This window comes from bacterium (assembly GCA_024742285.1).
GTDB lineage: Bacteria > Myxococcota_A > UBA9160 > UBA9160 > UBA4427 > UBA4427.
In genome coordinates this window covers 99,829-124,957 of record JANSYR010000016.1, presented here as the reverse complement: position 1 = coordinate 124,957, position 25,129 = coordinate 99,829, and the positions used below count along the sequence as shown (strand labels likewise).

The following is a 25,129-nucleotide window of genomic DNA, read 5'->3' as shown; positions in this document are numbered from 1 at the left end:
GCGCGCGAGTGTAGCGGGATCGCGCCTCCACGCGGACGACCGCCCGGTCAGGCCGCGCCGTCGACCACCTCGATCACCGGGCGTGCGCCCGCTGACGGGACCAGCGTGCCAATCGGCACGGGCGACGGCTCCCCCGCCGCTTCGAAGGCGGCGATCGTCGCGTCGACCGCCTCGGGCGCCACCGCGAGGAGGAGGCCACCCGCCGTCTGCGGATCGAGGAGCCAGGCCTCGTCGAGATCGTCGGCGCCGCGGAGCCGTTCTCCGAACGCATCCCGATTGGCCGGGTGGGCCGTCGATCGGAGCCCCGTTTCCCAGAGACCCCGGGCCCCGGGCAGCATCGGCACCTGCTCGCGGTCGAGGCGCCCGTCGAGGGCGCCTTCGTCGAGCAGGGTCAACAGGTGCCCGGCGAGACCGAAGCCGGTCACGTCGGTCGCGGCATGCGTGCCCTCGATCTCGAGGGCGAGTCGACCGGCGACGTCGTTGGTGTGTTGCATCGCCCCGTGGGCCGCTTCGACCTGGGCGCCGGTCGCGAGTCCCTGCATGTCCGCGGCGAGGAGCACGCCGGTGCCGATCGGTTGCGTGAGCAGGAGTCGGTCGCCGGGCCGCCCGCCGGATTGCCGGAGCAACGCATCGGGAGAGGGACCGTCGCCGGACACGGCCAGGCCGACCGTGAGCGCATCGCCGAGGGTCGTGTGTCCACCGAGGAGCGAGACGCCGAGAGGGTCGAGGATCGAGCGCAGGCCGGCGAGGGTCTGGAACAGCTCCTCCTGCGCGGCCTGAGGCGGGAGCTCGGGCAGGCCGATGATCGCCTGGGCGTGACGCGGCCGGCCGCCCTTGGCATGCAGGTCGGAGAGCGCGTTCGTTGCGGCGACGCGGCCGACGAGCCACGGGTCGTCGCAGAAGGCGCGGATCACGTCGACGTTGTGGAGCGTCGTCCCTCCGCCCTCGGCGCGGGTCGCCGCGACGTCGTCCCGCGCGTCGAGACCGAGCACGACGCTCTGGTCGGGCGGGGGCTTCGGGAGGGCGGCGAGGGCCGCCGACAGGGGCTCGGCGCCGAGCTTCGCCGCGCAGCCGCCGCAGGCCATCTCTTCTTCCTCGTCGTCGCCCATCGCGCCGAGCTTCGCGTTCGCCGGACGCACCCGTCCTTCGTCGTCGAGGATCTGGAAACGATCCATGAAGCGGCGATCGATCCAGTCCTTCAGGTGGAAGACGGACGGACCGCTCGCGGCGCGCCCCCACTTCGCGCCGAGGGCCCGGCCGCCACCGAGATTCAAGAGCGAGAGAAAGTCCCGCTGTGGGCGATAGGGGCGGAGCCTTCCGCCCTCGGCCCGCGCGCGCAGGTTCCGCTCGAGGACGGGACCCTGACGGACCGCGTAGACCCCGGCGCGGGGCACCCAGGGATGGCTGGAGAGCCGCGCGCAGTCGCCGACGGCGAAGACGTCGTCGTGGCCCTCCGCCTGGAGCGTGTCGCGAACCAGCAGGAAGCCCTCGTCGTCGGTCGCGAGCCGTGAGACGCCCTCGTGCGCCGGGAACGCGCCCGAGGCCGCGCCCGCGGCCCAGACCACGAGATCCGCGGCGAGGGTCTCGCTCCCGCGATCGCCCGCGGCCGTCACGTCCTCCGACACCACGCCCCCGGCTTCCACGCGAAGGACGCGACGGTGGGTGTGGGTCTCGATCCCGCGCGCGGCGGCTTCCTGCGCGATCGCCGATCGAGCGGCGGGGGCGGCGCCGCGGAGCAGCGCGTCGTCGCTCGTGAGCACGTGCAGCTCGGGCTCGATTCCCTCGCCTCGGAGTCGGCTGTCGAGCGTGAAGGCGAGCTCGACGCCCGCTGCGCCACCCCCGACGAGCACGATCCGGGGGCGTCCGCCGAGCGCTTTCAGGCGTTCCACCTGCGTCTCGACCTCGCGGACGAAGCGCCCGATCGGGCGAGTCGCGAGGGCGTGCTCGCGAACGCCGGGCAGGTCGAGGCCGCGGACGGTCGAGCCGACGTCGAGGCTGGCCAGGTCGAATCGGAGCGGTGGGCGACCTTCGATCTGGATTTCGCGGCGGACCGGGTCGAGGTCGAGGGCCGGGGCGAGGACGACGCCCGCGCCGGCGCGGCGGGCCAGGGGGACGACGTCGATCTCGAGCTCGGAGGCGCGGTAGTCCCCGGCGACGAGCCCGGGCACCATGCCCGAGTAGACGGCGACGGCACGGTCGAGGACGACGATCGGACGAATCGCTTGCGGCGGATCCATCGCCCAGCGTCGGAGCACCTGGACGTGGGCGTGGCCTCCGCCCACCAGAACGACGGTCTTGCGATCGGTCGCCGTCTTCGTCTCCGTGTTCAAAGGAGGGGCCGCCGCACCGGTCGGATCAGATCTTGTGTCGCTCGACGAGCTGGTCGATGTCGCGAACGGCGCCCTTGGCCGCGCTGGTCGCCATCATCCCGTAGGCCTTGAGCGCCTGGGACACCTCGCGCTTGCGGTTGGGCGTCCACGCCGCGTCGCCGCGTTCGTTCATCGCCTTCCGCCGCTTTGCGAGGGTCTCGTCGTCGACCACCAGATCGATCGTTCGGTTCGGGATGTCGATCCTGATCCGATCGCCTTCTTCGACGAGTCCGATCGCGCCGCCCTCCGCCGCTTCCGGGGACACGTGGCCGATCGAGAGGCCGGAGGTCCCGCCGCTGAAGCGCCCGTCGGTGATGAGCGCGCAGGCCTTCCCGAGCTTCTTCGACTTGAGGTACGAGGTCGGGTAGAGCATCTCCTGCATACCCGGTCCGCCCTTGGGGCCCTCGTAGAGGATGACGACGATGTCGCCTTCCTTGACCTGGTTGTTCAGGATCGCATCGCAGGCGTTGTCCTGGGAGTGGAAGACCCGGCACGGACCTTCGAACTGCCAGATCGACTCGTCGACGCCCGCTGTCTTCACGACGCAGCCGTCCTCCGCGATGTTGCCGAAGAGGATCGCGAGGCCGCCCTCGGTCGAATAGGCGTGCTCCACGTCGCGAATGCAGCCGTTCTCGGCGTCGTCATCGGTCGAGTCGAAGTACTTGTCCTGAGAGAAGCCCTCGTTCGTGCGGACGCCGCCGGGGGCGGCGAGGGCGTACGCCTTCGCCTCGTCGAGGGCGGTGGGGCGACGGAGGTCGTGCTGGTCGATGCCTTCGCCCAGCGTCTTCGCATGGACCGTGTGGACGTCCCGGTGGATCAGTCCGCCGCGATCGAGCTCGCCGAGGATCGTGAAGATCCCGCCGGCGCGGTGGACGTCTTCGACGTGGTACTTCTCGGTCGCCGGGGCGACCTTGCAGAGGTTCGGGACGCGCCGCGAGAGCCGATCCATGTCGGCCATCGTGTAGTCGACGCCCGCCTCCTGGGCGATCCCGAGCAGGTGGAGGATCGTGTTCGTCGAGCCGCCCATCGCGATGTCGAGCGCCATCGCGTTCTCGAAGGCCTCGAAGGTCGCGATCGATCGCGGCAGCACCGAGTCGTCGCCATCGACGTAGTGCTGCCTCGCCATCTCGACGATCCGCTTCGAAGCGCGCTCGAAAAGCTCCCAGCGGCGCTTGTGGGTCGCGACGATCGTTCCGTTGCCGGGTAGCGCGAGGCCGATCGCCTCGTTCAGGCAGTTCATGCTGTTCGCGGTGAACATGCCGGAGCAGGAGCCGCAGGTCGGACACGCGGAGCGCTCCATCTCGAGGAGCTCCGCGTCGGAGACCTCGTCGTCGCCGGCGGCGATCATCGGGTCGATCAGGTCGAGCTTGCGACCCTCGCGGTCGTGGGTTCCGGCGATCTTGCCCGCTTCCATCGGACCGCCCGAGACGAAGATCGTCGGCACGTTCAGCCGCATCGTCGCGAGCAGCATGCCCGGGGTGATCTTGTCGCAGTTCGAGATGCAGATCAGCGCGTCGGCGCAGTGGGCGTTCACCATGTACTCGACGCTGTCCGCGATCAGGTCGCGAGAGGGCAGGGAGTAGAGCATCCCGTCGTGGCCCATCGCGATCCCGTCGTCGACGGCGATCGTGTTGAACTCTACGCCCCAGCCTCCGGCTCCGTCGATGATCGACTTCACTTTCTGTCCGACCGGATGAAGGTGGACGTGGCCCGGAACGAACTGGGTGAAGGAGTTGGCGATCGCGATGATCGGCTTGGTGAAGTCTTCGTCGGTCATGCCCGTCGCGCGCCAGAGCGCGCGCGCGCCGGACATGTTGCGTCCGAAGGTCGTCGTGCGGCTGCGGTATCCCTGCATGGCGACAGGATAGGGGGCGCCTCCCGGGGCCGCACGAAAAAGCCTTCGAGGACGAACGGATAGGGGTCCCCTCTCATGCGGAATCGGCGAATCCTTCCGGACGTCGCTGGGCTGAATTAGGCTTTTGCGCATGCTCGAGCAATACGAAACGACTTCGTTCACCCACGACGGACTGACCCGGGACGTCTTCGTCCGCGGCGAGGGGCCCGGCATCGTCGTGATGACGGAGATCCCCGGGATCTACGAAGCCGTCATCGAGTTCTCCGACCGCCTCGTCGACGCGGGCTACCGCGTCTACCTGCCCGACCTGATCGGGACGCCGGGCAAGCCCTTCTCGAACGGCTACGCCCTGAAGTCGATGGCCCGCGCCTGCATCGCGCGGGAGTTCCACGTCCTCGCCAGCCGCGGGTCGAGCCCGATCACGGTCTGGCTCCGCGCGCTCGCGCGCAAGGCCCATGAGGAATGCGGGGGGCCCGGCGTCGGATGCATCGGGATGTGCCTCACCGGGAACTTCGGTCTCGCCATGATGGTCGACGAGGCCGTGATGGCGCCCGTGCTCTCCCAGCCTTCGCTGCCGTTCCCGTTCGGCGCGGAGCGTCGCGCCGCGCTCCATCTCTCGGACGAGGACCTGGCCGTGGTCAAGCAGCGCGTCGATGAGAATGGCTGCAAGGTGCTCGGTCTGCGTTTCACCGGCGACCCGATGTGTCCGCCCGAACGCTTCGAGACGCTCCGGCGCGAGCTGGGCGACGGGTTCGAAGGAATCGAGATCGATTCCTCGAAGCAGAACCCGCACGGGAATCCGGCGGACGCCCACAGCGTCGTCACGCGTCATCTGATCGACGAAGAGGGACATCCGACGAAGGCGGCCCTCGACCGCGTGATGTCCTTCTTCGCGGAGCGCCTCCGATCGGCCTGATCGCGCGCGCTCCCTGAAGATCCCGATCGAGTGGGATCGTCCGTGTTGCGTTCGTGTGACGCCCGCCATCCCGAGGCCATGCGTTCGCCACCCGCGTCGATGCGCGCTTCGCGGGAACGTGCATTCGTGGCACGGCGCCGCCACGGCCCTGCCGTCGTTGCCTCGTAGCCTCCCCTCCACACCAACGCGTTGGAGGATGACGCATGCTCTCGAAGGTTCGGTTCGATCTTGCAAGGATGGGCGCCACGGTCGCGATGGCGACGACGATGGCCGCGTCCGTCGGATTCGCCGCGGGCACGGTCCGCGTGACGACCGGGGCGGACGACGGTCCGGGGTCCTTCCGTGCCGCCGTCGAAGCGGCGAACGCGAACGGCGCGATTCGCAGGATCGTCTTCACGCGCGGCCTCGACGTGGTCGTCGACTCCGACGTGACCTACACCGGCTCGCAGAGCCTGGCGTTGGTCGGGCGCGGATCGAGCGTGACCGCTTCCGAGAGCGCGCTTCCGGCGCCGGCCTGGGACGGCGGGCTCTTCGCCTCGACCGGCGGTGGGAACCTCCGGATCCAGAGCCTGGGCTTCTACGACAGCCCGAACAACGGGATCGGCGTCTTCGTGCCCGCCGACGCCGAGGGCACGATCCGACTCGTCCTCGAGAACGTGACCGTCGACGGCGCGCGCTTCCACGGCGTCTTCTTCGACGGCCAGACGACGACCGGCTTCAACACCGACGACGTGATCCACCCCGACTGCGTCGATCCCTATCCGGTCGACCCGGCGGCGAGCATGGACATCTCGGTCTGGGGCTCGACGATCACGAACAACGGCACCCTCGCCGGAGGCTTCGACACCGGCACGCCCTTCGAGCTCGACGGCGAGACGGTCTTGACCGGCTGTCCGGCGGACTTCGACGGGATTCGCGTCGATGACGGCGGCGACGGCGGGATCAGCGGCTCCGTCGTCTTCTCCACGGTAGACGGCAACCTCGCGGACGGAATCGAGTTCGACGACACGGGCGCCGGGGGTGTGTCCCTGTTCGCAGCCGCGACGCAGATCCATGGCAACGGCGAGACCGGAACCGACGACCTCGACGACGGCCTCGACATCGACGAGGCCGACGAAGGGGACCTGCAGGCGGTGCTGATCGGGCTCTCGATCCGCGACAACCGGGACGAGGGTCTCGACCTCGACGAAGCAGGGGACGGCGACGTGGTCGTGATCGTGCGCGGCACCGACTCGAGCGCCAACGAGGACGAGGGCTTCAAGATCGACGAGGAAGACGCCGGGAACCTCTTCGTGCAGGTGAGCCGCTCCTCCTTCGACGACAGTCTGAGCCAGGACGGCGTGGACCTCACGGAGGCGGGTGACGGGAGCTTCTTCGGTGTCTTCCTGCAGACGCTGGTCCAGGGCAACGACGGCGACGCCATCGATGCCGACCAGGACGACGCGGGCGAAGGCGCGCTGATCGTGATCGGCAGCGACCTCACCGGCAACGCCAACGTGCCCTCCCTCGATCTGGGCGGCATCGTGCCGACCCTGATCGGCACGGCCGTCGACGAGTAGACCGGATCCGACATCCCCGGACGCCACCCATTCGAGGGAGGCGGGCGCCGTCCACCGTGCGGGGTGGGCGGCGTCTTCGCTTCGGAACGACGCCCAGATGCCGACCGCGGGCGAGCGCGTCAGCCCCGCGCCGTGTAGCCGATCCGACAGGCGCGATCCGCGCGCGCGACCCCGCCGATCTGGCGCCGCCGCGGCTGGGGGTCCCGGAAGCGGGGCTCGAGGGCGAAGCCGTCGACGAGGGCCTGGGTCGCAAGACAGATGGCGCGGATCGAGAAGCGGGCCGCCGGGCAGTAGTGGGCGCCGTGGCCGAAGGTCGTGACCCACTCCCGCGCCGGGAGCTCGCCCTGGCGCGCGAACATCGGTCCGTTCGCGTAGTGCTCGGGATCGAACCGGTCGAGGCCTTCGATCCCGCGCACGTTCGTGACCGACATCATGGTCGCCAGGAAGAGCCCGGGCTCGAGCTGATAGGCGGCGTGTTCGTCCTCGATCACGCAGGGCTGCAGGATCTGCCGCAGCACGATCGAGCGCTGGCGCAGACGGATCGATTCGTGGGCACATTGCTCGAGCAGTCGCTCGTCGCCGTCGCGTACCCGCTCGAGCAGGGGCGGGCGCTCCAGGAGATGGACCAGCGTCCACGCCATCGCGGCGAAGAGATTCGACTGGCTGCCCATGTGGACCAGCATCACGTCGCGGGCGATCCCGGTTGCCCGCACGTCCTCTGGTTCACCCTCCCAGTTTCCACAGAGCTCGGCGAAGAAGCCCTCCTGTCGCGCCGCTTCCGGGATCGCGTCGCGCTCGGCGAGGATCTCGCGATAGACCGATTCGATCTCGGCGAGTGCGGCCTTCTCGCGACGCTTGCCCGTCGCCCAGGTGAAGAAGCCCTTCGACGGGTGGACGAAGGACTCGGAGCTGTCGAGGGCATCGAAGGCCGGGATCAATCGCTCGAGGCGCCCGGGCCGGGTCGCGAGGGGCGAGCCCCAGGACGCGAGCCCCATGCGATGGGCCAGACGACGGGTGAATGCGAAGGCCTCGACCTCGCCGCCGGGCCCGAGACCCGCGAGCTCGAGGTCGACCGCCTCGCGCAGGTTCTCGAGGTAGACCTCGACGTTCTCGCGGGCGAAGAGGCCGTGCGGAAACGTCCGGCGCCCGTCGAAGAGCTCCGCCGGGACCTTGTGCAAGAGGAGCGCGAAGTCGCCGACGCCCTTGCTCGCGCTGGCTTCCGGGAGCGCCCACAGGTTCTTCACACCGAGCGGCGAGAAGACGTTGAAGACGCGGTACCCGAAGGTCTCGAAGACGTAGGTGTCCCCGAGGCGCTGGCGCTGGCGTTGGAACCAGGCCGTCGGGTCGTTCAGGAGCGACAGCCCGGGGCCGATCCAGGGCAGACGGCCCGGAACGCGAGGGGCGGCGGTCCAGGGAAGAGGGGCGGATGCCCCCGCCGCGCTCACGCGTCTCCTCCGACGAGCGCCCGGCGCTTGGCGACGATCACGCGCCGTCCACGAAGGCGTCGTAGATCACGCGCACGGTCTTCTCGAAGTCGCCGTTCTCGACGCCCACGATGATGTTCAGCTCGCTCGATCCCTGATCGATCATGCGGATGTTGATGCCCGCGTCGGCGAGCGCGCCGAAGAGCCGGGCCGCGGTTCCGGGAACGTGGCTCATGCCGCGCCCGACGGTCGCGATCAGCGCGATGCCCGCGTTGACCTCGATCGTGTCGGGCGCACATTCCCTTCGGATCGCTTCGAGGAGATCGTCGAGGCGGCCCTCGACCGCATCGCTCTTCAGCACGATCGAGAGCGTGTCGATTCCGCTCGGGATGTGCTCCCAGGACAGGCCGTGGGCCTCGAGGACGCCGAGCAGGCGCCGGCCGAAGCCGATCTCGGCGTTCATCAGCGTCTTCTCGAGGGCGATGATCGTGAAGTCCTTGCGGCCGGCGATGCCGGTCACGCGGCCCGTCGGCGCCCCCTCGAGGCCGCCCCGCGCGATCACGGTCCCTCGATCGTCGGGCGCGTTGGTGTTCTTGATGTGAACGGGGATGCCCGCTTCGCGCACGGGGAAGATCGCCTCGTCGTGGAGAACGGTTGCGCCCATGTACGCGAGCTCGCGGAGCTCGCGATAGGTGAGCTCGCCGATGGTCCGCGGCGAATCGACGATCCGCGGGTCGGTCATCAGCAGGCCCGAGACGTCGGTCCAGTTCTCGTAGACCGATGCGCCGACGCCGCGGGACACGATCGCGCCCGTCACGTCCGAGCCACCTCGGGAGAAGGTCTTGATCGAGCCGTCGGGCAGGGCGCCGTAGAAGCCGGGGACGACCCCGGTCTCCTCCGAACCCAGCCGCTCTGCGACGGCCTTCTGCGTCTCCTCCGCGAGGAAGCGGCCGTCCGCGTCGAAACGGATCATCGTCGCCGGGTCGATCAGCGGACGATCCAACAGCTTCGAGAGGATCACGCCGTTCAGGTACTCCCCGCGGCTCGCTGCGTAGTCCGCCCCGGCGCCGCCGGCGATCCGGTCGTGGACCTCGGCGAGGGCGGGGTCGAGATCGAAGTCGAGGCCGAGGTCCGCGACGATCTTCTGATAACGCTCCGCGATCTGGTCGAAGAGGGGCTCGATCGATTCGCCGGCGGTCGCTGCGTCGTTCGTACGGTAGAGAAGGTCGGTGACCTTGATGTCGTCGGCGCTTCGTTTGCCGGGCGCGGAGGGGACGACGAAGCGTCGCTCTGCCTCCGCCTCGACGATCGCGCGCACCTTTCGCATCTGGCCGGCGTCGGCCACGCTGCTGCCGCCGAATTTGCAGACACGAATGCTCATGCGAAGGACCGGACTGGAGGGAGGAGGGGAGGAAGGAAGGAGCGCACGCGGCGTGGCCCCGGTTCTCGGACGCGCGCGGGGAGGGCGACCTCCGCGCGAAAATCGGGCGCGCAGTGTACTCGTCCCGGGATGGCTTTCAAAGGCATCCCGGCCGTCCTGCGCGTCGCCTTCCGATGGGGCCCTGCCCTCACCGGCCGGCAGCTGGCATCGGATAGACTCGTCGCCGCATGACTTCCACGGGATCGGGCGACCAGGCACGGAACGGGGAGCGAGGGCCGCGTCTCGATGGCTTCCTCTCGCGCGCGGGTCTCGCGTCGAGAAAGCAGGCCCGCGCCCTGATCAAGCAGGGGCGCGTCACCGTCGACGGCGAGGTCTGCCGGGACGCGAGCCGGCGGATCGGCGACGAGGTCGTCGCGCTCGACGAAGCCCCGGTCGAGTCTCCGGTCTCGCGGGCGGACTTCCTGATGCACAAGCCGGTCGGGGTCGCGTGCAGCCACGACGAGCGGGAGGCGCCGCTCGTCTTCGACCTGCTCGACGCGCGCCTTCGCGCGCGATCGCTCAAGATCGCCGGCCGGCTCGATCGCGAGACCTCGGGCCTTCTCGTGCTCACGACCGACGGCGACTTCATCCATCGCATGACCCACCCCACCCGCAAGGTCGCCAAGCGCTATCGGGTCGAGTATCGGGGGGCGCTACCCGAGGACGCCGCGGCGCGTTGCCGCGAGGGGATCCTGTTGAACGGCGAGGACAAGCCGACGCGTCCCGCCGAGCTCGTGGTCGAGGACGATGGGCGGGCGACGCTCGTCCTTCGCGAGGGACGCACGCATCAGGTACGCCGGATGTTCCGGGCCCTCGGCGCGACGGTGACCACGCTTCACCGCGACCGGGTGGCCGCGCTCGATCTGCCGCCGGATCTGGCGCCTGGGGATCTCCGTCCTCTCGCTCCGGAGGAGCGGGCGCTCCTCTTGAGCGAGAGCAGCTTGTAGCCGCGCGTCGAGGCCACCGTCTCGACCTGCCCCTCTTCGGCGAGGGCCTGCTCGTAGGGCAGCGTCCGGTTCGCGACGACCAGGGCGCGTCCGTTCCGGCCGAGCCAGGTCCCGAGGCTCCGGAAGAGCGCGAGGGCCGGTCCGAGGTCGACCTCGGTCCCGTGCTGATGGAAGGGCGGGTTCACGAGCGCGAGATCGAAGCGGTCACCGAGCGGCGTCTCCCGCGCGTCCCACCACTCGACCCGGCATCGCGCGGAAAGCCCCAGGGCGGCGACGTTCGCGCGGGTGCAAGCGACGGCGCGCGCGTCGGCGTCGGCCAACAGGCATTCGGCCTCCCGATAGAGCGTCGCGGCGGCCAGGCCCAGGACGCCGGTGCCGCAACCGAGGTCGACGATCCGCTTCGGCGGCTTGTGGCCGACGAAGCCGGCGAGGGCGCCCAGCAGGAGCTCGCTCCCGGTGTCGAGCTTCTTCGCGCTGAAGACCCCGGGGCGCGTCTCGAGGGCCAGGGGGTGGCGAGTCCCGTCGAGGGCGTCGACGTACGCCTCGATGTCGGGCGTGGCCTCGCGTTCCGGGCCGGGGCCTTCGTCCTTCTTGAAGCGCACGACTCGGGCACGGGCCCGGTTCGTGACGACGATCGGGGACTGGTCGAGCGCCTTGGCGAGGCGCTTGACCGCGGAGGTGACGCCCACGCTGTTGGTCCCGGCGAAGAGGAGCTGGCCGCCGGGCGCGAGGATCCGCCAGGCCTCGGCGAGATCCGAAGCGGTCGCGGCGCGGCCCTTCTGGAGGTGGACCACGACCTGCGAGAACGAGGCGTCGCCCACGCCTTCGGTCGAAGAAGCCACCTCGAGGTCGGCGATCTCGGCGGCGCGGTAGCGGTTGCGCCAGGGCGTGACGACGAGCCCGCCGCAGGCCTCGACGGCGAGGGCGCCGCCGATCTCGCAGACGGGGCCTTCGCGCAGGACCCCTTCGTCGAGGACGAGCGCCTCGGGCTTCCGGTCCCGCCGACTCATCGCGTCATGCCTCGGGGCAACCGGCGTAGGGAGGCCGCTTCTCGACGTAGGCCATCCACATCGCGTCGAGCATCGTCCAGAGGATGTCGAGCTTGAACTGCAGCACCTCGACCGCGCGGTCCTGGAGCGCGCGGGTATCGAAGCCGTCGAGGGTCAGCTGGAGGCCGTGCTCGACGTCGCGGCGCGCTTCGCCCAGGCGTCGTCGGAAGTAGTCGTAGCCGCCTTCGTCGATCCACGGATAGAGGGTCGGCCAGTTGTCGAGACGCTTCTGGTGGATCGTCGGCGCGAAGAGCTCGGTCAGCGACGAGGCGGCCGCTTCCTGCCAGGGCGCCGTCTGCGCGAAGCGCACATAGGCATCGACAGCGAAGCGGACGCCGGGCAGGACGTGTCGCTGGTCGAGAATCTCCTCGCGGGTCAGGCCGACGGATTCGCCGAGTCGCAGCCACGCCTCGATCCCGCCGGAGTCGTCGCCGTCTCCCGCCTCGCCGTCGTGATCGAGGATCCGCCGGATCCAGAGGCGCCGGACGTTCCGGTCGGGGCAGTTCGAGAGGATCGCCGCGTCCTTGCGGGGGATCTGGATCTGGTAGTAGAAGCGGTTCGCCACCCAGCCGCGCACCGCCTCTTTATCGAGGCCCCCCTCGTTCATCGCGAGTTGGAAGGGGTGGTGGATGTGATAGAAGCGCTCCATCCCGCGCAGGCGCGCCTCGAACTCCGCGCGGGTCTGGACCGGGGCTCCTGCGGTCATGCGACTTCGATCTCCATGCCGTCGTAGGCGACTTCGATTCCGGCGGCCGCGAGCTTCGCGCGTTCCGGGCTCGCCTCGTCGAGGATCGGGTTGGTGTTGTTGATGTGGATCAGGATCTTGCGCCCAGCGAGGGGCGTGAGCCGCTCGAGCATCCCGTCGTCTCCGGTCTGCGCGAGGTGGCCCATCTCCCGGCCGGTCTTGTCGGCGGCGCCGCGATCCGCGAGCTCGTCGTCCTTCCAGAGCGTGCCGTCGATCAGTACGACGTCGGCCCGCTCCGCCTGCTCGATCACGAGGTCGGTCCAGCCGCCGAGGCCGGGGGCATAGAAGACGCGCTTGCCGCTCGCGCGATCGACGAAGGTCACGCCGATCGTGTCGTCCTCCGCGGGCTGGTGGCGACGGGGTGAATAGGGCGGGGCTTCGCCCGGAAGCGGGATCGGATGGAGCTCGATCCCGGGTAGCTCGGGTACCCGGAAGGGGACGCGCCCGACGGCATCCACGGGACGCCAGTCGACGCCCCGGAAATGTTCGAGCACGTTCAGGAGCGGGTAGCCCGTCGTGAGATCGCTGTGGACGCTCGGCGTGCAGTAGACCGGGAGGCGCTGGGTGTGCTCGCGAAGGGTCATCAAGCCCGTCGTGTGGTCGATCTGTGCGTCCACGATCAGGACTGCCGCGATCGCGGTGTCGCGGACGGCGCGCGCGGGCTGGAGGGCGGGACAGGTCTCGAGCTGGGCGCGAAGGTCCGGGGACGCGTTCACGAGGAGCCAGTCCTCGCCGCCATCGTTGATCGCGAGCGAAGACTGGGTGCGCGCGCTCGACCGGATCGTGCCCGCGCGCAGACCGCTGCAATTCGGGCAGTTGCAGTTCCACTGGGGAAAGCCGCCACCGGCGCCGGAGCCGAGCACGAAGATCTTCATCGGGGGGTGTCCATGGAAGGGGGAGCGGGAGGCGCGCCCGCTCAGAAGGGCTTCACGATCACGCAGATCACGATGCCGATCATCAGCAGCGTCGGCACCTCGTTCATGATGCGGTAGAAGCGGTGCTCGCGCTGGTTGCGGTCTTCGGCGAAGTCGTCCCGCCAGCGCATCTGCAGGAAGTGCATGTGGAGCAGGGCGCCCACGAAGAGCAGCTTCAGCCAGATCCAGTAGCCGGCCTGCGGGAGGTAGCCGGGCGTTCCCGGGATCGAGACCATCGCGAGGCCCGCCCCGACGCTCACGATCATCGCCGGCCGCATGATCAGCCGCGCCAGGCGGTCCTCCATCCCCTTGAAGACCTCGCTCGTCTCGGTCCCGACCTCGACCTGCGCGTGGTTCACGAAGAGGCGCGGGAGATAGAGCAGACCGGCCATCCAGGAGATGACGGCCAGGACGTGGAGGACCTTGATCCACGGGTAGATCGCGATCAGGAAGGCGCTCATCAGAGGCTGAACTGCTCCGCGAGGTTGCGCTCGGAGAGGCTCTGCCCCGCCTCGAAGAGGACCTGGACCTCGACGTCCCGGTCTTCTTCGACCTCGATCGCGACGACCTCCCGGATCTCCGTCGAATCCGCCACGGCGGAGACCGGGCGCTTGTCCGCTTCCAGCACTTCGACCCGGATCTTCGACGAGCGGGGGATCAGCGCGCCGCGCCAGCGCCGCGGGCGGAAGACGCTGATCGGAGTCAGCGCCAGGACGCCGGCATCGAGCGGCAGGATCGGGCCGTGGGCGGAGAGATTGTAGGCCGTGCTGCCCGCCGGCGTCGCGACGAGCGCCCCGTCGCAGGTCATCTCCTCGAGCCGGATCACGCCGTCGACGAAGACCCGGAGCTTCGCCGCCTGGCGCGTCTGCCGGAAGATCGAGACCTCGTTCATCGCCTGGAGCTCGACCTTCGCGCCCGTTTCGAGGTGGGCCACCATCCGCAGGGGGTTGAGCCGCGCGCATTCGGCCCGACGGATCCGGCCGAGCAGGTCGTCCGTCGAGAACGGGTTCATCAGGAAGCCGACGGAACCGCGGTTCATCCCGTAGATCGGCGTCCCCTGGGCCATGAAGCGGTGGATCGTCTGGAGCATGAAGCCGTCCCCGCCGAGGGCGACGATCACGTCCGCGTCGGTCGCCGGCTTCGTCGGATAGAGCGCTTCGAGCTGGGCGAGGGCGGCCTGGGCGGGCTCGGTCCGGGCCGCGACGAACGCCATGTGTTCGGCGTCGGCGAAGGTTTTCGCGTCGCCGGTCGATTCTGCGCTGTCGTTGCTCATGAAATGCGACCCGGGTTGGGGAAGGCTCGTGCGGGTGACCGCTCGTTCGGACGCGCGGAGAATAGCAAGTGTGATCGCCTCTCCCGATCGTGGAAGGCCTCGGGTATCCTCGCGCTCCCGCGTGACGGTCCTCGTCCGCGCGCCCCCGATCCCCCTTTCTGGCGTCGCCCCCAGCCGTCGCCGCCGATTCGTTGGAACCCCTCCGATGTCCGAGCAGGAAGCGCCCGCGCGCGACGCCTCGTCGCCCCTCTCCACCCGTCGGAAGGTGGGCCTCGCCGCGGCCGCACTCTTCGTCCTCTATCTGGCCCTCGGCTACCTGGTCGTCCCTTCGGTGGTCGAGTCCCAGCTCGTCGCGGTCGTCGAAGAGCAGACCGGAACGCGCCCGAGCCTCGAGACGGTCTCCTTCGATCCCTTCGGCTGGCGCCTCTCGCTCCACGACTTCGCGCTCCCCGACCCGTCCGGACGCGGAGACGCGGTCGCCTTCACCACGTTCGCCGCGGACGTGTCGATCCTGAACCTGTTGATCGCGAACCTGGCGCTCGAAGAAGTCGTCCTCGTCGAGCCGAGGATCTCCGCGGTGATCGACGAGGCGGGGGCGTTGAACCTGCTGGCGTTCCTTCCCGAGGCGAGCGAGGAAGCCCCCGTCGAAGCGGACGACGAGGAAGAATCCGAGCTCCCCGTCGTGGACGTCGGCTCGATCCGGATCGAGCGGGGCGACTTTCGCTTCGAGGACCTCTCCCGGACGCGCCCCTTCGCCGTCGCCGTGAAGCCCCTCGATCTCGAGGTCGAGGGATTCACGACGCGCGCCGGGGCCGAGTCCCCGTACTCGATTTCGATCCGGATCGGCGACGAGACGGCCCTGATCTGGACGGGAACCGTCGGGCTCGAGCCGATCCGGTCGAAGGGCGAGCTCGCGCTCGAGAGGTTCGAGCTACGCCTGCCCTGGGACTTCCTCTCCGATCAGCTTGCGTTCGAGGTCGAAGGCGGACACCTCGCCGTGTCTGCGCGCTACGACCTCGACCTCTCGGAAGGCCTGGATCTCACCGTGGAAGACGCGAGCGTCGGTCTCCGGGACCTCCGCATCCTCGATCCGGAGATCGAGGGACCCGTCGTCGTGGTCCCGGCCCTCGACCTGTCCGGAATCGCGGCCCGGATCGATCCCGAAGGTCTCGTCTCGGTCGACGTCGCCGACGTGGCGCTCGAAGGGGGACGCGTCCGATCCCACGTCGCCCCGGACGGAGAAGTCCATCTCGCCACCCTGTTCACGCCGGTCGGGTCGAAAACGGCCGCGGAGGCCGCGCCGTCCGACGAGGTCGCCGAGCCGGCTCCCGAGGACGCGTCGTCGCGCGCGCCGGAGATCTCGATCGATCGCATCGCCCTTCGCGCGCTCGACGTCGCGATCGAGGATCGAAGCGCCGCGCGACCGGTCTCGCTCGCCGTGGGACCACTCGATCTCGAGCTCACCGGGTATGCGAGCGCGCCGGGCACCGAGCTCGGGCTGCGCTTCTCGACCGGCGTGGGTGAGGCCGGGAAGCTCGCGATCGCAGGTCCGTTCACCCTCGACCCGCTGGCGACGAAGCTCGAGATCGAGCTCGACTCGATCGCGCTCGGTCCCTACCAGCCCTACCTCGAAGACGTGGCGCGACTCGAAGTGCCGAGCGCTTCGCTCTCGGCGACGCTCGACGTCGACGTTCGCTCGAGCGGCGAGGCGGGACCGATGGCGATCACCGCGGCGGGGCGCGTCCAGCTCGACGACCTGCTCACGATCGATCGGCGTCTCGAGCGCCCCTTCCTCGAGTGGGACAGCCTGCGGATCGAGGACCTCGACTTCGCGACGGCCGCTGCATCCGGCGAGTCGAGCGATCGGGTCCGGATCGGCGAGATCGCGTTGTCCGAAGCGCTCGCCCACGTCGTGATCGGCGCCGACGGCGCCACGAATCTCGGTGCGATCTTCGCGGGCGGGGAGCCCGAGGGCGATGGGGTGGCCGATTCGCCGGCGGAGGCGGCGAGTGACGAGGCCCGCTCCGGATCGCCCGCACCACGGATCGAGATCGGCAAGATCACCCTCGATGCGATCGGGGCCGAGTTCGACGATCTCTCCCAGGATCCGCATTTCGAGATCTCCCTCGATGCGCTGACCGGGACGATCGAGGGGCTCTCTTCCGAGGATGTCGCCCGGGCGCGCATCGCCCTCGCGGGCAAGATCGACGAAGTGGCGCCGATCCGGATCGCAGGGCAGATCAATCCGCTCTCGGGCGACGCGTATACCGACGTCGAGATCGAGGTCCAGGGCGTCTCGCTCCCGGCCTTCACGCCGTACTCCGGCCGCTTCGTCGGCCTCGCGATCGATCGCGGCAAGCTCGGCCTCGACCTCGCCTACAAGGTCAATGCGCGCCACCTCGAAGCGTCGAACCTCGTGCACCTCGGCCAGTTCGAGTTCGGCCGCCGGGTCGAGAGCCAAGACGCCACGTCGCTCCCCGTCGGCCTCGCCGTCGCCGTCATGCGGGACACGTCGGGGAACATCGAGATCCCGTTGCCGATCGAAGGCGATCTCGACGACCCGAGCTTCTCCGTCTTCCGGCTACTGAGGAAGGCGCTCGTCAACGTCGTGACCAAGGTCGCGAAGTCGCCCTTCGCCGCCGTGGCCGGCCTGGTGGGCACGTCCGGAGACGACCTCGCGCAGGTGGCCTTCGCCTCGGGCTCCCCGCGTCTCTCCGAGCTCGAAGGCAGCCAGCTGGCCAGCCTCGTGCCGATCCTGGTCAAACGCCCGGCACTCCGCCTCGAGATCCGGGGGCGTGCGGATCCGGTCGCCGACGAGCCCGGGCTGCGCCGGGAGAAGGTCGAGGCCGCGGTGCGGCTCGACGCCTACGAGCAGATGTCGAGTCGGGCCCGGAAGCGCCTCAGGGATCCGTCGAACGTCGAGCTCGATGCCGAGGATCGCCTGGAGGGGCTCGATCGCCTCGCTCGCGCACGACTCGGCCAGCGCGCCCGGGACCTGGTTCCGGCGGATGCGCTCCCGCCGCGGGGCGAAGAGCGCGACCGGGTCGTCGCGGAGGCCGCCCTCGACGCCCTCGCGGCCCAGGTCGATCTCGAGGAGGCCGACTGGCGCCGGCTCGCGCTGGCCCGGGCGGCGGCCATCCAGGGGGCGCTGCTGGCGACCGCCGAGCTCTCGCCGGATCGGCTCTTCCTGGTCGACGTCGAGATCGGTCCCGCCGCCGAGGGCGACGCGGTCACGGCTCTGCTCGAGCTCACGGCCGACTGACGCGGCTCCCGGGCGGCGGCGTTCGTGCCCTGAGCCCGTTCCTGACGCTGGGCCACCTTGCAGACCCTGCCTGAGAGATGAGGGGCTAGGGCTCCAGAATTACGACGTTTTCGTTTCGCATGCTTGGCGACGGGTCCACGATTGGAAGCAAACGTGCCCTCGCGGTCGATTTTTCTTTTGTGAATCCTTGTGACGGGTAACGTACTGATTCGCATTCAGTCGGTGGGCGGACGAGAGCACCCTCACCGCATCCCTCCAGGAGAGAATCGAGAAAATGGATCCGAACGAAGCGAGCGAAATGATGACCGGTCTGGTCGAGACCACCGGCAACCTCATCATCGAGTACGGCCTGAGCGTGATCGGCGCGATCGTCGTCTTCATCATCGGTCGAGCGATCGCGAGTTGGGCTCGCTCGAAGCTGAGCAACTCACTGACGAAGGCGGGGACGGACCAGTCTCTCATCCCCTTCTTCTCGAGCATGCTCTACTACGTGATTCTCGGCGTCGTCCTGATCGCCGTCCTGAATCTCTTCGGGATCGAGACGACCTCGCTGATCGCCGTCCTCGGTACCGCCGGCCTGGCCGTCGGTCTGGCGCTCCAGGGCACGCTGTCGAACTTCTCGGCCGGCGTCATGCTGCTGATCTTCCGGCCGATCCGCGTCGGTGACTTCGTCGAGGTCGCGGGCCAGGCGGGGACCGTCAAGGAGATCGCGATCTTCAACACGATCATGCACACCGGCGACAACGTGCGAATCGTGATCCCGAACGGCGCGGTCTACGGCGACATCGTCAAGAACTACTCCTACAACGAAACCCGCCGGATCGACCTCGTCATGGGCATCGGCTACGGCGACGACATCGGCAAGGCGATCGAGATCATCGAGCGCGTCGTCACCGCCGACGACCGGGTCCTCAAGGATCCCGCCCCGACGATCGCCGTCTCCGAGCTGGCCGACTCCTCGGTCAACCTCGTCGTGCGCCCCTGGTGCAACGCCGGCGACTACTGGCCCACGCGCTGGGATCTGACCCGCGCGCTGAAGGAAGAACTCGAAGCGGGCGGCTGCAACATCCCGTTCCCGCAGACGGACGTGCACGTCATCGACATGCCGGCGCGCTAGGCGCGGGTCGACAGCAACGAAACGCGACTTTCCGCAGCGTGGAAATTCGCTAGAACACGGGCGCCGCGGCGACAGCCGCGGCGCTTCGTACATCCGGACGCGCGTAGGCGAGTCGCTCGCGCGTCCCAGGGGAGATTCCGATGATTCGAACGATTTCGGCGGCGGTGGCCGCGATGATGCTCCTCGTGGCGACTGCCGCGACGGCGGAAGACGAAGGCTGGTCGGGCGACATAGGCCTCTCTTTCAGCGCGCAGACCGGCACGATCGACACGACGTCCGGCACGCTCGACATCAAGGGCGCGCGCGCCTGGGAGAACGACGAACTCGATCTCCGATTTCTGGGCACGCTCGGTACCACGCGGGAGAAGGGCAGCGACGTGGACGACACGACCCAGGATTCGCAGGCCCTGTTCGGGACACACAAGCACACGTTCACGGAGCGCTTCTTCGTCGGAACCGGGTCCGAGCTCTCGAGGGACGGTACGCAGGACCGCGACGTCCGCTTCCTGATCAACACCGGCCCGGGCTACCGGGCGTGGCTGGGAGAGGACGCGCCGAAGGAGCACTTCGACCTGTTGGTGGGTGTCGGCTACCGCTACGAACAGTACGACGGGAACGCGAACGACCCCGATTCGGACAAGAGCGCCGACAACTTCGCGGATATCGTGGCGTCGTTCGAGTACAAGAACCTGCTCTTCGACGGCAAGATCGAGTACACGCACACGGGGAGTGCCCGGATGCCGGCCAACCGCCCCGAAGCCTACATCCTCCGCACCGAGCTGAGCGGTGCCGTTCCGCTGACCGAGGCCTGGGACCTTCGACTGGGGTTCCTCGCCGAGTTCGTGAACGACGCACCCCAGGAAAACAACGCGTTGACGACGCAGACGACGATCGGCGTCGGATACAAGTTCTAGCCGCGGCTCGCGCCGACCGCGCGAGCGGTCGCTGGACGCCGCTCTCCGCCTCGCGCGGAGGGCGGCGTCGTCGTTTCGGGGGCGCGTCCGGGGGCGCTGACCCCCTCGGGCTCGATCCGCTAGGATCCGCGCGCTCCGCGCCGCTCGAGGGCGCCCTTCGGAGCCTCTGCCAGGAATCCCGGACCCATGTACACGATCCTCATCGCACTCCTGATCGGCGCGGCCAGCGGCGGCATCTGGACGGCGCTCGCGCTGTGGAAGACGTGGCAGATGGGTCTCGTGCTCTTCGTCCTCGTCTCGGTCGTGAGCTTCATCGTGATCTCGCGGGTGATGGCACGCCGGGTCGAGCCGCGCTTCATGGACGTCCAGCGCATGATCCAGTCCGGGCAGACGGCGCTCGCGATCCAGTCCCTCGAAGAGCTCATGCCGATGTCCCGCTGGCAGATCCTGTTGGAGGGGCAGATCCACGCGCAGATCGGGCTGCTGGCCTATGCGAGCGGCGACGAGGCGCGGGCCGAAGCGCATCTCCCGCAGTCCGGGTACCGAGCGACCGAGGCGCAGATGGCGCTCGCGGCGCTCAACTACCGGAAGGGGCGCAAGGAGCAGGCCTACGACGCGCTCGATACGTGCATCCGCGCGGCCAAGAAGCAGATCATGCCCTACCACGTGTGGGCGTGGATGGCGCTCAAGGACGGCGAGAAGGAGAAGGCGCTCGACAAGCTCCTCGCCGCCGAGAAGGTCGAGAAGAGCAACGAGTCGACCCAGGAGAACCTGGATCGCCTCCGCAACGGCAAGAAGCTCAACATGAAGCGCTTCGGCATGGCCTGGTTCGGCCTCCAGCTCGAGAAGCCGCCGGCGCAGTACCGAGCGGCCCAGGGCCAGCCCGCCCGCAAGGGCTTCCGCCAGCGCAAGCAGAAGCGCCGCTAGGCGAACGCCGCCGCGGGCCGAGCGAACGCGTCAGACCTCGTTGGCGAGCGCCTGCTCGAGGGTCTGACGCTCGCGGATGAGCCGGGGCTCCCCGTCGAGGCCGATCAGGACCTCCGCCGCTTCCGGGAACGCGTTGTAGTTCTTCGCGCTCATGCCGGCCGCGTACGCGCCGGCGCCTTCGATCACGAGGGTGTCGCCGATCCGGGCGCGCGGGAGGCGCCGCGGAGCGAGGCCTTCGGGGTCGCCGGGGGCGGGCGTCAGGATGTCGCCGGACTCGCAGCAGTGGCCCGCGATCACGTAGTCGACCTCGTCCTCCGACGCCTCCCGCCCGTGCGGGACGACGTGGATCGGGTGCTGGGCGCCGTACAGCGAGGGCCGGAGCAGCTCGGTCATGCCGGTGTCGACCTTGAGGAAGTCCATGCCGGTCGCGGCTTCGCCATGCTCACTCGCCGGCGTGTGGGTGTCCACGACGTCCATGATCTCCGCCAGAATCGCCCCCGCGTTGGCGACCAGGTAGGAGCCGGGCTCGATCTCGAGCTGGAAGGCGTCGCCGCGACCGGCCACGTAGCTTGCGAGCTCCTCGGCAAGGTGGCGGCCGATGTCCTGGAGGTCGGCACTGTTCTCGTCGGGCAGCCGCGCGACCTTGAAGCCTCCGCCGAGGGAGAGCCGGTTCAATTCCGGCAGCCGGCGTGCGATGGCGAGGGTCAACGCGGCGCAGCGCTTCCACACTTCCGGGTCTCCGCCGGAGCCGATGTGCGTATGAAGCCCGGAGATCGTCAGGTCGAACTCCGCCGCGATCGCGAGGACCTCGTCGACCTTGGCGTGCCAGATCCCGAACGACGAAGAGGGGCCGCCCACGTTCGTTCGGTTGTTGTGGCCGGAACCGAGTCCCGGGTTGATGCGGACCGAGAGTTCGCCGCCCGGAAAGAGCTCGCCGAAGGTGCGGAGCTGGTGGATCGAGCACGCGTTGTAGAGGACGCCGCGCTGGACGAGCCCCTTCAGGTCCTTGGGGATCTCCTGGGCGGTGATCTGGATGCGCTCCGGGGCGATGCCCGCCGCGAGGGCGCGCTCGGCTTCGAAACCCGAGCTCGCGTCGACGTGGAGGCCCGCGGCGTCGAAGATCTGGAGCACCGAGCGGTTGGGCAGGGCCTTCATCGCGTAGCGACCGACGAGGGAGCAGGGCGCGGGGAAGGCCTTCACCTCGCGCGCGGCCTGCTCGAGGGTCGCCTGGTCGTAGACGTAGACCGGGGTTCCGAATCGTTCACGGATCCGCTCGATGAGGGCTTCGTTCAAGAATCGCAGGGCGGGCATGGCTCGGGGGCTCCTGGCTCGCGAGCGGGCAGGCGAGTGGCCGCGCGAGCGCGCCGAACCATAGCAGCCGCCGGCGCCGGGACTTCGACGAGACGAGCACGCGCGTTGGGCGGCGGGGACCCGGGGCCCGAGCCGTGTCGAGTGACGCGCCGGACTTTGCCGATCTCGCGACAGGTGCGAGACTCCCGGCCGAGCGGGCCCCTCGCCCCCCGAGGAGGGCCCAGGCAGGGGTGGGCACGGTGTCTTCTGACGACACGCGCAAGAGCGACGAGACGACCGCCGAGACGAGCGGGCTCGACTTCATCCGCACGATCATCGCCGAGGATCTCGCGAGCGGAAAGCACGAGCGGGTCGTGACCCGCTTTCCGCCGGAACCCAACGGCTATCTGCATGTCGGGCACGCGATGGCGATCTGTCTCGACTTCGGGGTCGCCGCGGAGAACCCGGACAGCCGATGCCATCTCCGGTTCGACGACACGAACCCTTCGACCGAGGACACCGAGTACGTCGACGGAATCATGGAGGACGTCCGCTGGCTCGGCTTCGACTGGGGCGAGCACCTGCACTTCACCTCCGACTACTTCGAGACCCTCTACGGCTACGCCGTCTCGTTGATCGAGCAGGGGAAGGCCTTCGTCGACGACCAGGACGCGGACGAGATCCGCGCCAACCAGGGCTCGTTGACCGAGCCCGGGACCGACAGCCCCTTCCGGAACCGGAGCGCCCCGGAAAACCTCGACCTGCTCGCGCGCATGCGTGCCGGCGAGTTCGCGGACGGAGAGAAGGTCCTGCGCGCGAAGATCGACATGGCGGCGCCGGTCGTCGCGATGCGCGATCCGATCCTCTACCGGATCCAGAACAAGGCGCACCACCGGACCGGCGACGCGTGGTGCATCTATCCGATGTACGACTTCGCGCACGGCTATTCGGACGCGCTCGAAGGGGTGACCCACTCGCTGTGCTCCCTCGAGTTCCAGGACCACCGCCCTCTCTACGACTGGCTCCTCGACCAGGTCGAGACGCCCTCGCGCCCGCGCCAGATCGAGTTCGCACGGCTCAACGTCTCCCACACGATCACGAGCAAGCGCGCGCTGCGCCGGCTGGTCGAAGGTGGACACGTGCGTGGCTGGGACGACCCGCGGATGCCGACCCTCGCGGCGATGCGCCGGCGCGGCTATCCGCCGGAGGGGATCCGCGCGTTCTGCAAGGCGGTCGGCGTCGGGAAGAGTCCGAAGCTGATCGAGCTGTCGAATCTCGAGTTCCACGTCCGGCAGGTCCTGAACAAGGAGGTGCCGCGCCGCATGGGCGTGGTCGATCCGCTGAAGCTCGTGATCGAGAACTACCCGGAGGACCAGGAGGAGTTCCTCGAGGCGATCAACAACCCCGAGGACGAATCCGCCGGAAAACGCTCCGTTCCCTTCAGTCGCGAGCTCTACATCGAACGCGAAGACTTCCTGGAAGATCCACCGAAGAAGTTCTTCCGCCTGGCCCCGGGTCGAGAGGTCCGGCTGCGAGCGGCGTATTTCGTGACATGCACCGACGTCGTGAAGGACGAGGCGGGGGAGATCGTCGAGCTCCGCTGCACCTACGATCCCGAGACGCGCGGCGGCGACGCGCCGGACGGCCGCAAGGTGAAGGGCACGCTCCACTGGGTGAGCGCCCGGCACGCGATCGAGGCCGAGATCCGCGACTACGAGACGCTCTTCCTGGACGAGGAGCCGGACCTGGACGGGGAGGGGGGCCTCGAGGCCGCGCTCAACCCCGACTCGCTCTGCGTGCGCAACGGCGCGAAGCTCGAGCCCGTCCTCGGCGAGGCGAACGTCGGCGATCGTTTCCAGCTCGAGCGCCTCGGCTACTACAGCGTAGACCCCGACAGCGTGCCGGGGGTCCTCGTGCTCAACCGGACCGCGACGCTCCGCGATACCTGGGCGAAGGTGGCGAAGGGTGGGGGTGCGAAGGGCGGCGGTCCGACCCAGGGCAAGAAGAAGAACAAGCAGAAGAAGCGGAAGGAAGGGGACGCGTGATGAAGCGTTTCGGCATGTCTCTCCCGATCGGCGGTGTTCCCCTCCACGAGCATCGCGACTGGATCCTCGAGCTGGCCGACCTCGGCTACACCGACCTGTGGTCCTCGGAGGCGGGCGGGCACGACGGCTTCACGCCGCTTGCCCTCGCCGCGGCCTGGGCGCCGGAGATGCGTCTCGGAATCGCGATCATCCCCGCCTTCACCCGCGGCCCGGCGCTCCTCGCCCAGAGCGCGGCCAGCCTCGCCGAGGCGGCGCCCGGTCGCTTCGTGATGGGAATCGGAACCTCCTCGAACGTGATCGTCGAGAACTGGAACGGCATCCCCTTCGAAGAGCCCTACAAGCGGACGCGCGACACCGTGAACTTCATGCGCCAGGCGCTCGCGGGCGAGAAGGTGACCGAGACCTTCGACTCCTTCGACGTGAAGGGCTTCCGGCTCCAGATGCCGCCGCCGGATCCGCAGCCGCCGATCCTGATCGCGGCGCTGCGCCAGGGGATGCTCCGGCTCGCCGGCAAGGTCGGTGACGGCGCGATCCTGAACTGGCTGTCGGCCGAGGACGTGAAGACGGTCGCGCCCTACGTTCACGAAGGCGGACCGGACAAGGAGATCGTGGCGCGGCTCTTCGTGATCCCGACGGCGGACCGCGAGAAGGCCCGCGCGATCGCGCGCCGGGGCGCCGCGGCCTACCTGAACGTGCCGGTCTACGCGGCGTTCCACGAGTGGCTCGGGCGGGGCGACCAGCTGAAGGGCATGTGGGACGCGTGGAAGGCGGGGGACCGGAAGGCGGCCCTCGAAGCGATCCCGGACGAGATCGTCGACGACCTCGTGATCCACGGTTCGCCCGAGGAGTGCCGCGAGCACATCGAGCGCTACCGCGAAGCCGGCGTGACGACCCCCGCCCTGGCGATCCTCTACGCCGATGACCAGCGTCAGGCGATGCGCGACCTCGCGCCGCGTTAGGCGTTCTCGCTTCGAGGCGGTGCCGGACGGCTTCGGACGATCGACGTTGCACATGGCTCGCGTCTCGATTGCGCCGGCTCTGCCGGACGAGCCTTTCCCGAAGATCTGACGCGCCGAGGGCTCAGCCCCGCGCGGGGGGTGGCC

19 protein-coding genes are annotated in these 25,129 nt (G+C 69.2%); 9 read left to right on the top strand and 10 right to left on the bottom strand.

Going from position 1 to position 25,129, the window contains the following annotated elements; all coding sequences use genetic code 11:
• Positions 1 to 47: 47 nt before the first annotated feature.
• Positions 48 to 2,330, bottom strand: a complete 2,283-nt coding sequence (gene selD, locus NXI30_24075; GenBank protein MCR9097308.1) for a selenide, water dikinase SelD — start codon at positions 2,328 to 2,330, stop codon at positions 48 to 50.
• Between the two features lie 25 nt (positions 2,331 to 2,355).
• A complete protein-coding gene (ilvD, locus tag NXI30_24070) occupies positions 2,356 to 4,224 on the bottom strand; it encodes a dihydroxy-acid dehydratase (GenBank protein MCR9097307.1) in 1,869 nt (622 codons plus the stop codon).
• 130 nt (positions 4,225 to 4,354) lie between these two features.
• Between ilvD and NXI30_24065 the strand changes: the two genes are divergently transcribed.
• Entirely contained in the window at positions 4,355 to 5,140 is a 786-nt protein-coding gene (locus NXI30_24065; GenBank protein ID MCR9097306.1) for a dienelactone hydrolase family protein, read from the top strand.
• Between the two features lie 236 nt (positions 5,141 to 5,376).
• Positions 5,377 to 6,699, top strand: coding sequence for a hypothetical protein (locus NXI30_24060; GenBank protein MCR9097305.1), 1,323 nt, complete (start codon positions 5,377 to 5,379; stop codon positions 6,697 to 6,699).
• Between the two features lie 119 nt (positions 6,700 to 6,818).
• Here NXI30_24060 and NXI30_24055 read toward each other — a convergent pair whose 3' ends face one another.
• Positions 6,819 to 8,144, bottom strand: coding sequence for a cytochrome P450 (locus NXI30_24055; GenBank protein ID MCR9097304.1), 1,326 nt, complete (start codon positions 8,142 to 8,144; stop codon positions 6,819 to 6,821).
• A gap of 37 nt (positions 8,145 to 8,181) precedes the next feature.
• The gene (locus NXI30_24050) at positions 8,182 to 9,504 is read right to left on the bottom strand and encodes an aspartate kinase (GenBank protein ID MCR9097303.1); all 1,323 of its coding nucleotides are present in this window, start codon (positions 9,502 to 9,504) and stop codon (positions 8,182 to 8,184) included.
• Between the two features lie 227 nt (positions 9,505 to 9,731).
• Between NXI30_24050 and NXI30_24045 the strand changes: the two genes are divergently transcribed.
• Positions 9,732 to 10,490 carry an rRNA pseudouridine synthase gene (locus NXI30_24045; protein MCR9097302.1) on the top strand — a complete coding sequence of 253 codons (759 nt, stop codon included), beginning with the start codon at positions 9,732 to 9,734 and terminating at the stop codon, positions 10,488 to 10,490.
• Here the strand turns inward: NXI30_24045 and NXI30_24040 are convergent.
• Genes NXI30_24040 through NXI30_24020 form a run of 5 tightly spaced genes read right to left on the bottom strand, consistent with a single transcriptional unit; the run spans position 10,379 to position 14,471 of the window.
• Positions 10,379 to 11,500 (bottom strand): methyltransferase, encoded by a 1,122-nt coding sequence (locus tag NXI30_24040; GenBank protein MCR9097301.1) that lies wholly within the window; start codon positions 11,498 to 11,500, stop codon positions 10,379 to 10,381. The genes NXI30_24045 and NXI30_24040 overlap by 112 nt on opposite strands.
• Positions 11,501 to 11,504: 4 nt before the next feature.
• The gene (gene pqqC / locus NXI30_24035) at positions 11,505 to 12,245 is read right to left on the bottom strand and encodes a pyrroloquinoline-quinone synthase PqqC (GenBank protein MCR9097300.1); all 741 of its coding nucleotides are present in this window, start codon (positions 12,243 to 12,245) and stop codon (positions 11,505 to 11,507) included.
• On the bottom strand, positions 12,242 to 13,159 hold the full coding sequence (gene pqqB, locus NXI30_24030; GenBank protein MCR9097299.1) for a pyrroloquinoline quinone biosynthesis protein PqqB: 918 nt from the start codon (positions 13,157 to 13,159) through the stop codon (positions 12,242 to 12,244). The genes pqqC and pqqB overlap by 4 nt, the downstream gene beginning before the upstream one ends.
• Positions 13,160 to 13,200: 41 nt before the next feature.
• Positions 13,201 to 13,659: a protoporphyrinogen oxidase HemJ gene (gene hemJ, locus NXI30_24025; GenBank protein MCR9097298.1), complete on the bottom strand. Its 459-nt coding sequence runs from the start codon at positions 13,657 to 13,659 to the stop codon at positions 13,201 to 13,203.
• Entirely contained in the window at positions 13,659 to 14,471 is an 813-nt protein-coding gene (locus tag NXI30_24020; GenBank protein ID MCR9097297.1) for an NAD kinase, read from the bottom strand. The genes hemJ and NXI30_24020 overlap by 1 nt, the downstream gene beginning before the upstream one ends.
• A gap of 205 nt (positions 14,472 to 14,676) precedes the next feature.
• On the opposite strand from NXI30_24020, the gene NXI30_24015 reads away from it, so the two are divergent.
• From NXI30_24015 to NXI30_24000, 4 genes are all read left to right on the top strand, one after another.
• The gene (locus NXI30_24015) at positions 14,677 to 17,733 is read left to right on the top strand and encodes a DUF748 domain-containing protein (protein MCR9097296.1); all 3,057 of its coding nucleotides are present in this window, start codon (positions 14,677 to 14,679) and stop codon (positions 17,731 to 17,733) included.
• 274 nt (positions 17,734 to 18,007) lie between these two features.
• On the top strand, positions 18,008 to 18,850 hold the full coding sequence (locus tag NXI30_24010) for a mechanosensitive ion channel (protein ID MCR9097295.1): 843 nt from the start codon (positions 18,008 to 18,010) through the stop codon (positions 18,848 to 18,850).
• Between the two features lie 140 nt (positions 18,851 to 18,990).
• A complete protein-coding gene (locus NXI30_24005; GenBank protein ID MCR9097294.1) occupies positions 18,991 to 19,764 on the top strand; it encodes a DUF481 domain-containing protein in 774 nt (257 codons plus the stop codon).
• Between the two features lie 186 nt (positions 19,765 to 19,950).
• A complete protein-coding gene (locus NXI30_24000) occupies positions 19,951 to 20,691 on the top strand; it encodes a hypothetical protein (GenBank protein ID MCR9097293.1) in 741 nt (246 codons plus the stop codon).
• A gap of 30 nt (positions 20,692 to 20,721) precedes the next feature.
• Here NXI30_24000 and NXI30_23995 read toward each other — a convergent pair whose 3' ends face one another.
• A complete protein-coding gene (locus NXI30_23995) occupies positions 20,722 to 22,002 on the bottom strand; it encodes a diaminopimelate decarboxylase (GenBank protein ID MCR9097292.1) in 1,281 nt (426 codons plus the stop codon).
• 239 nt (positions 22,003 to 22,241) lie between these two features.
• Between NXI30_23995 and NXI30_23990 the strand changes: the two genes are divergently transcribed.
• A complete protein-coding gene (locus NXI30_23990) occupies positions 22,242 to 24,026 on the top strand; it encodes a glutamine--tRNA ligase/YqeY domain fusion protein (GenBank protein ID MCR9097291.1) in 1,785 nt (594 codons plus the stop codon).
• Complete coding sequence (locus NXI30_23985) at positions 24,026 to 24,985, top strand: LLM class F420-dependent oxidoreductase (GenBank protein MCR9097290.1); 960 nt, start codon at positions 24,026 to 24,028, stop codon at positions 24,983 to 24,985. The genes NXI30_23990 and NXI30_23985 overlap by 1 nt, the downstream gene beginning before the upstream one ends.
• Positions 24,986 to 25,129: the final 144 nt, after the last annotated feature.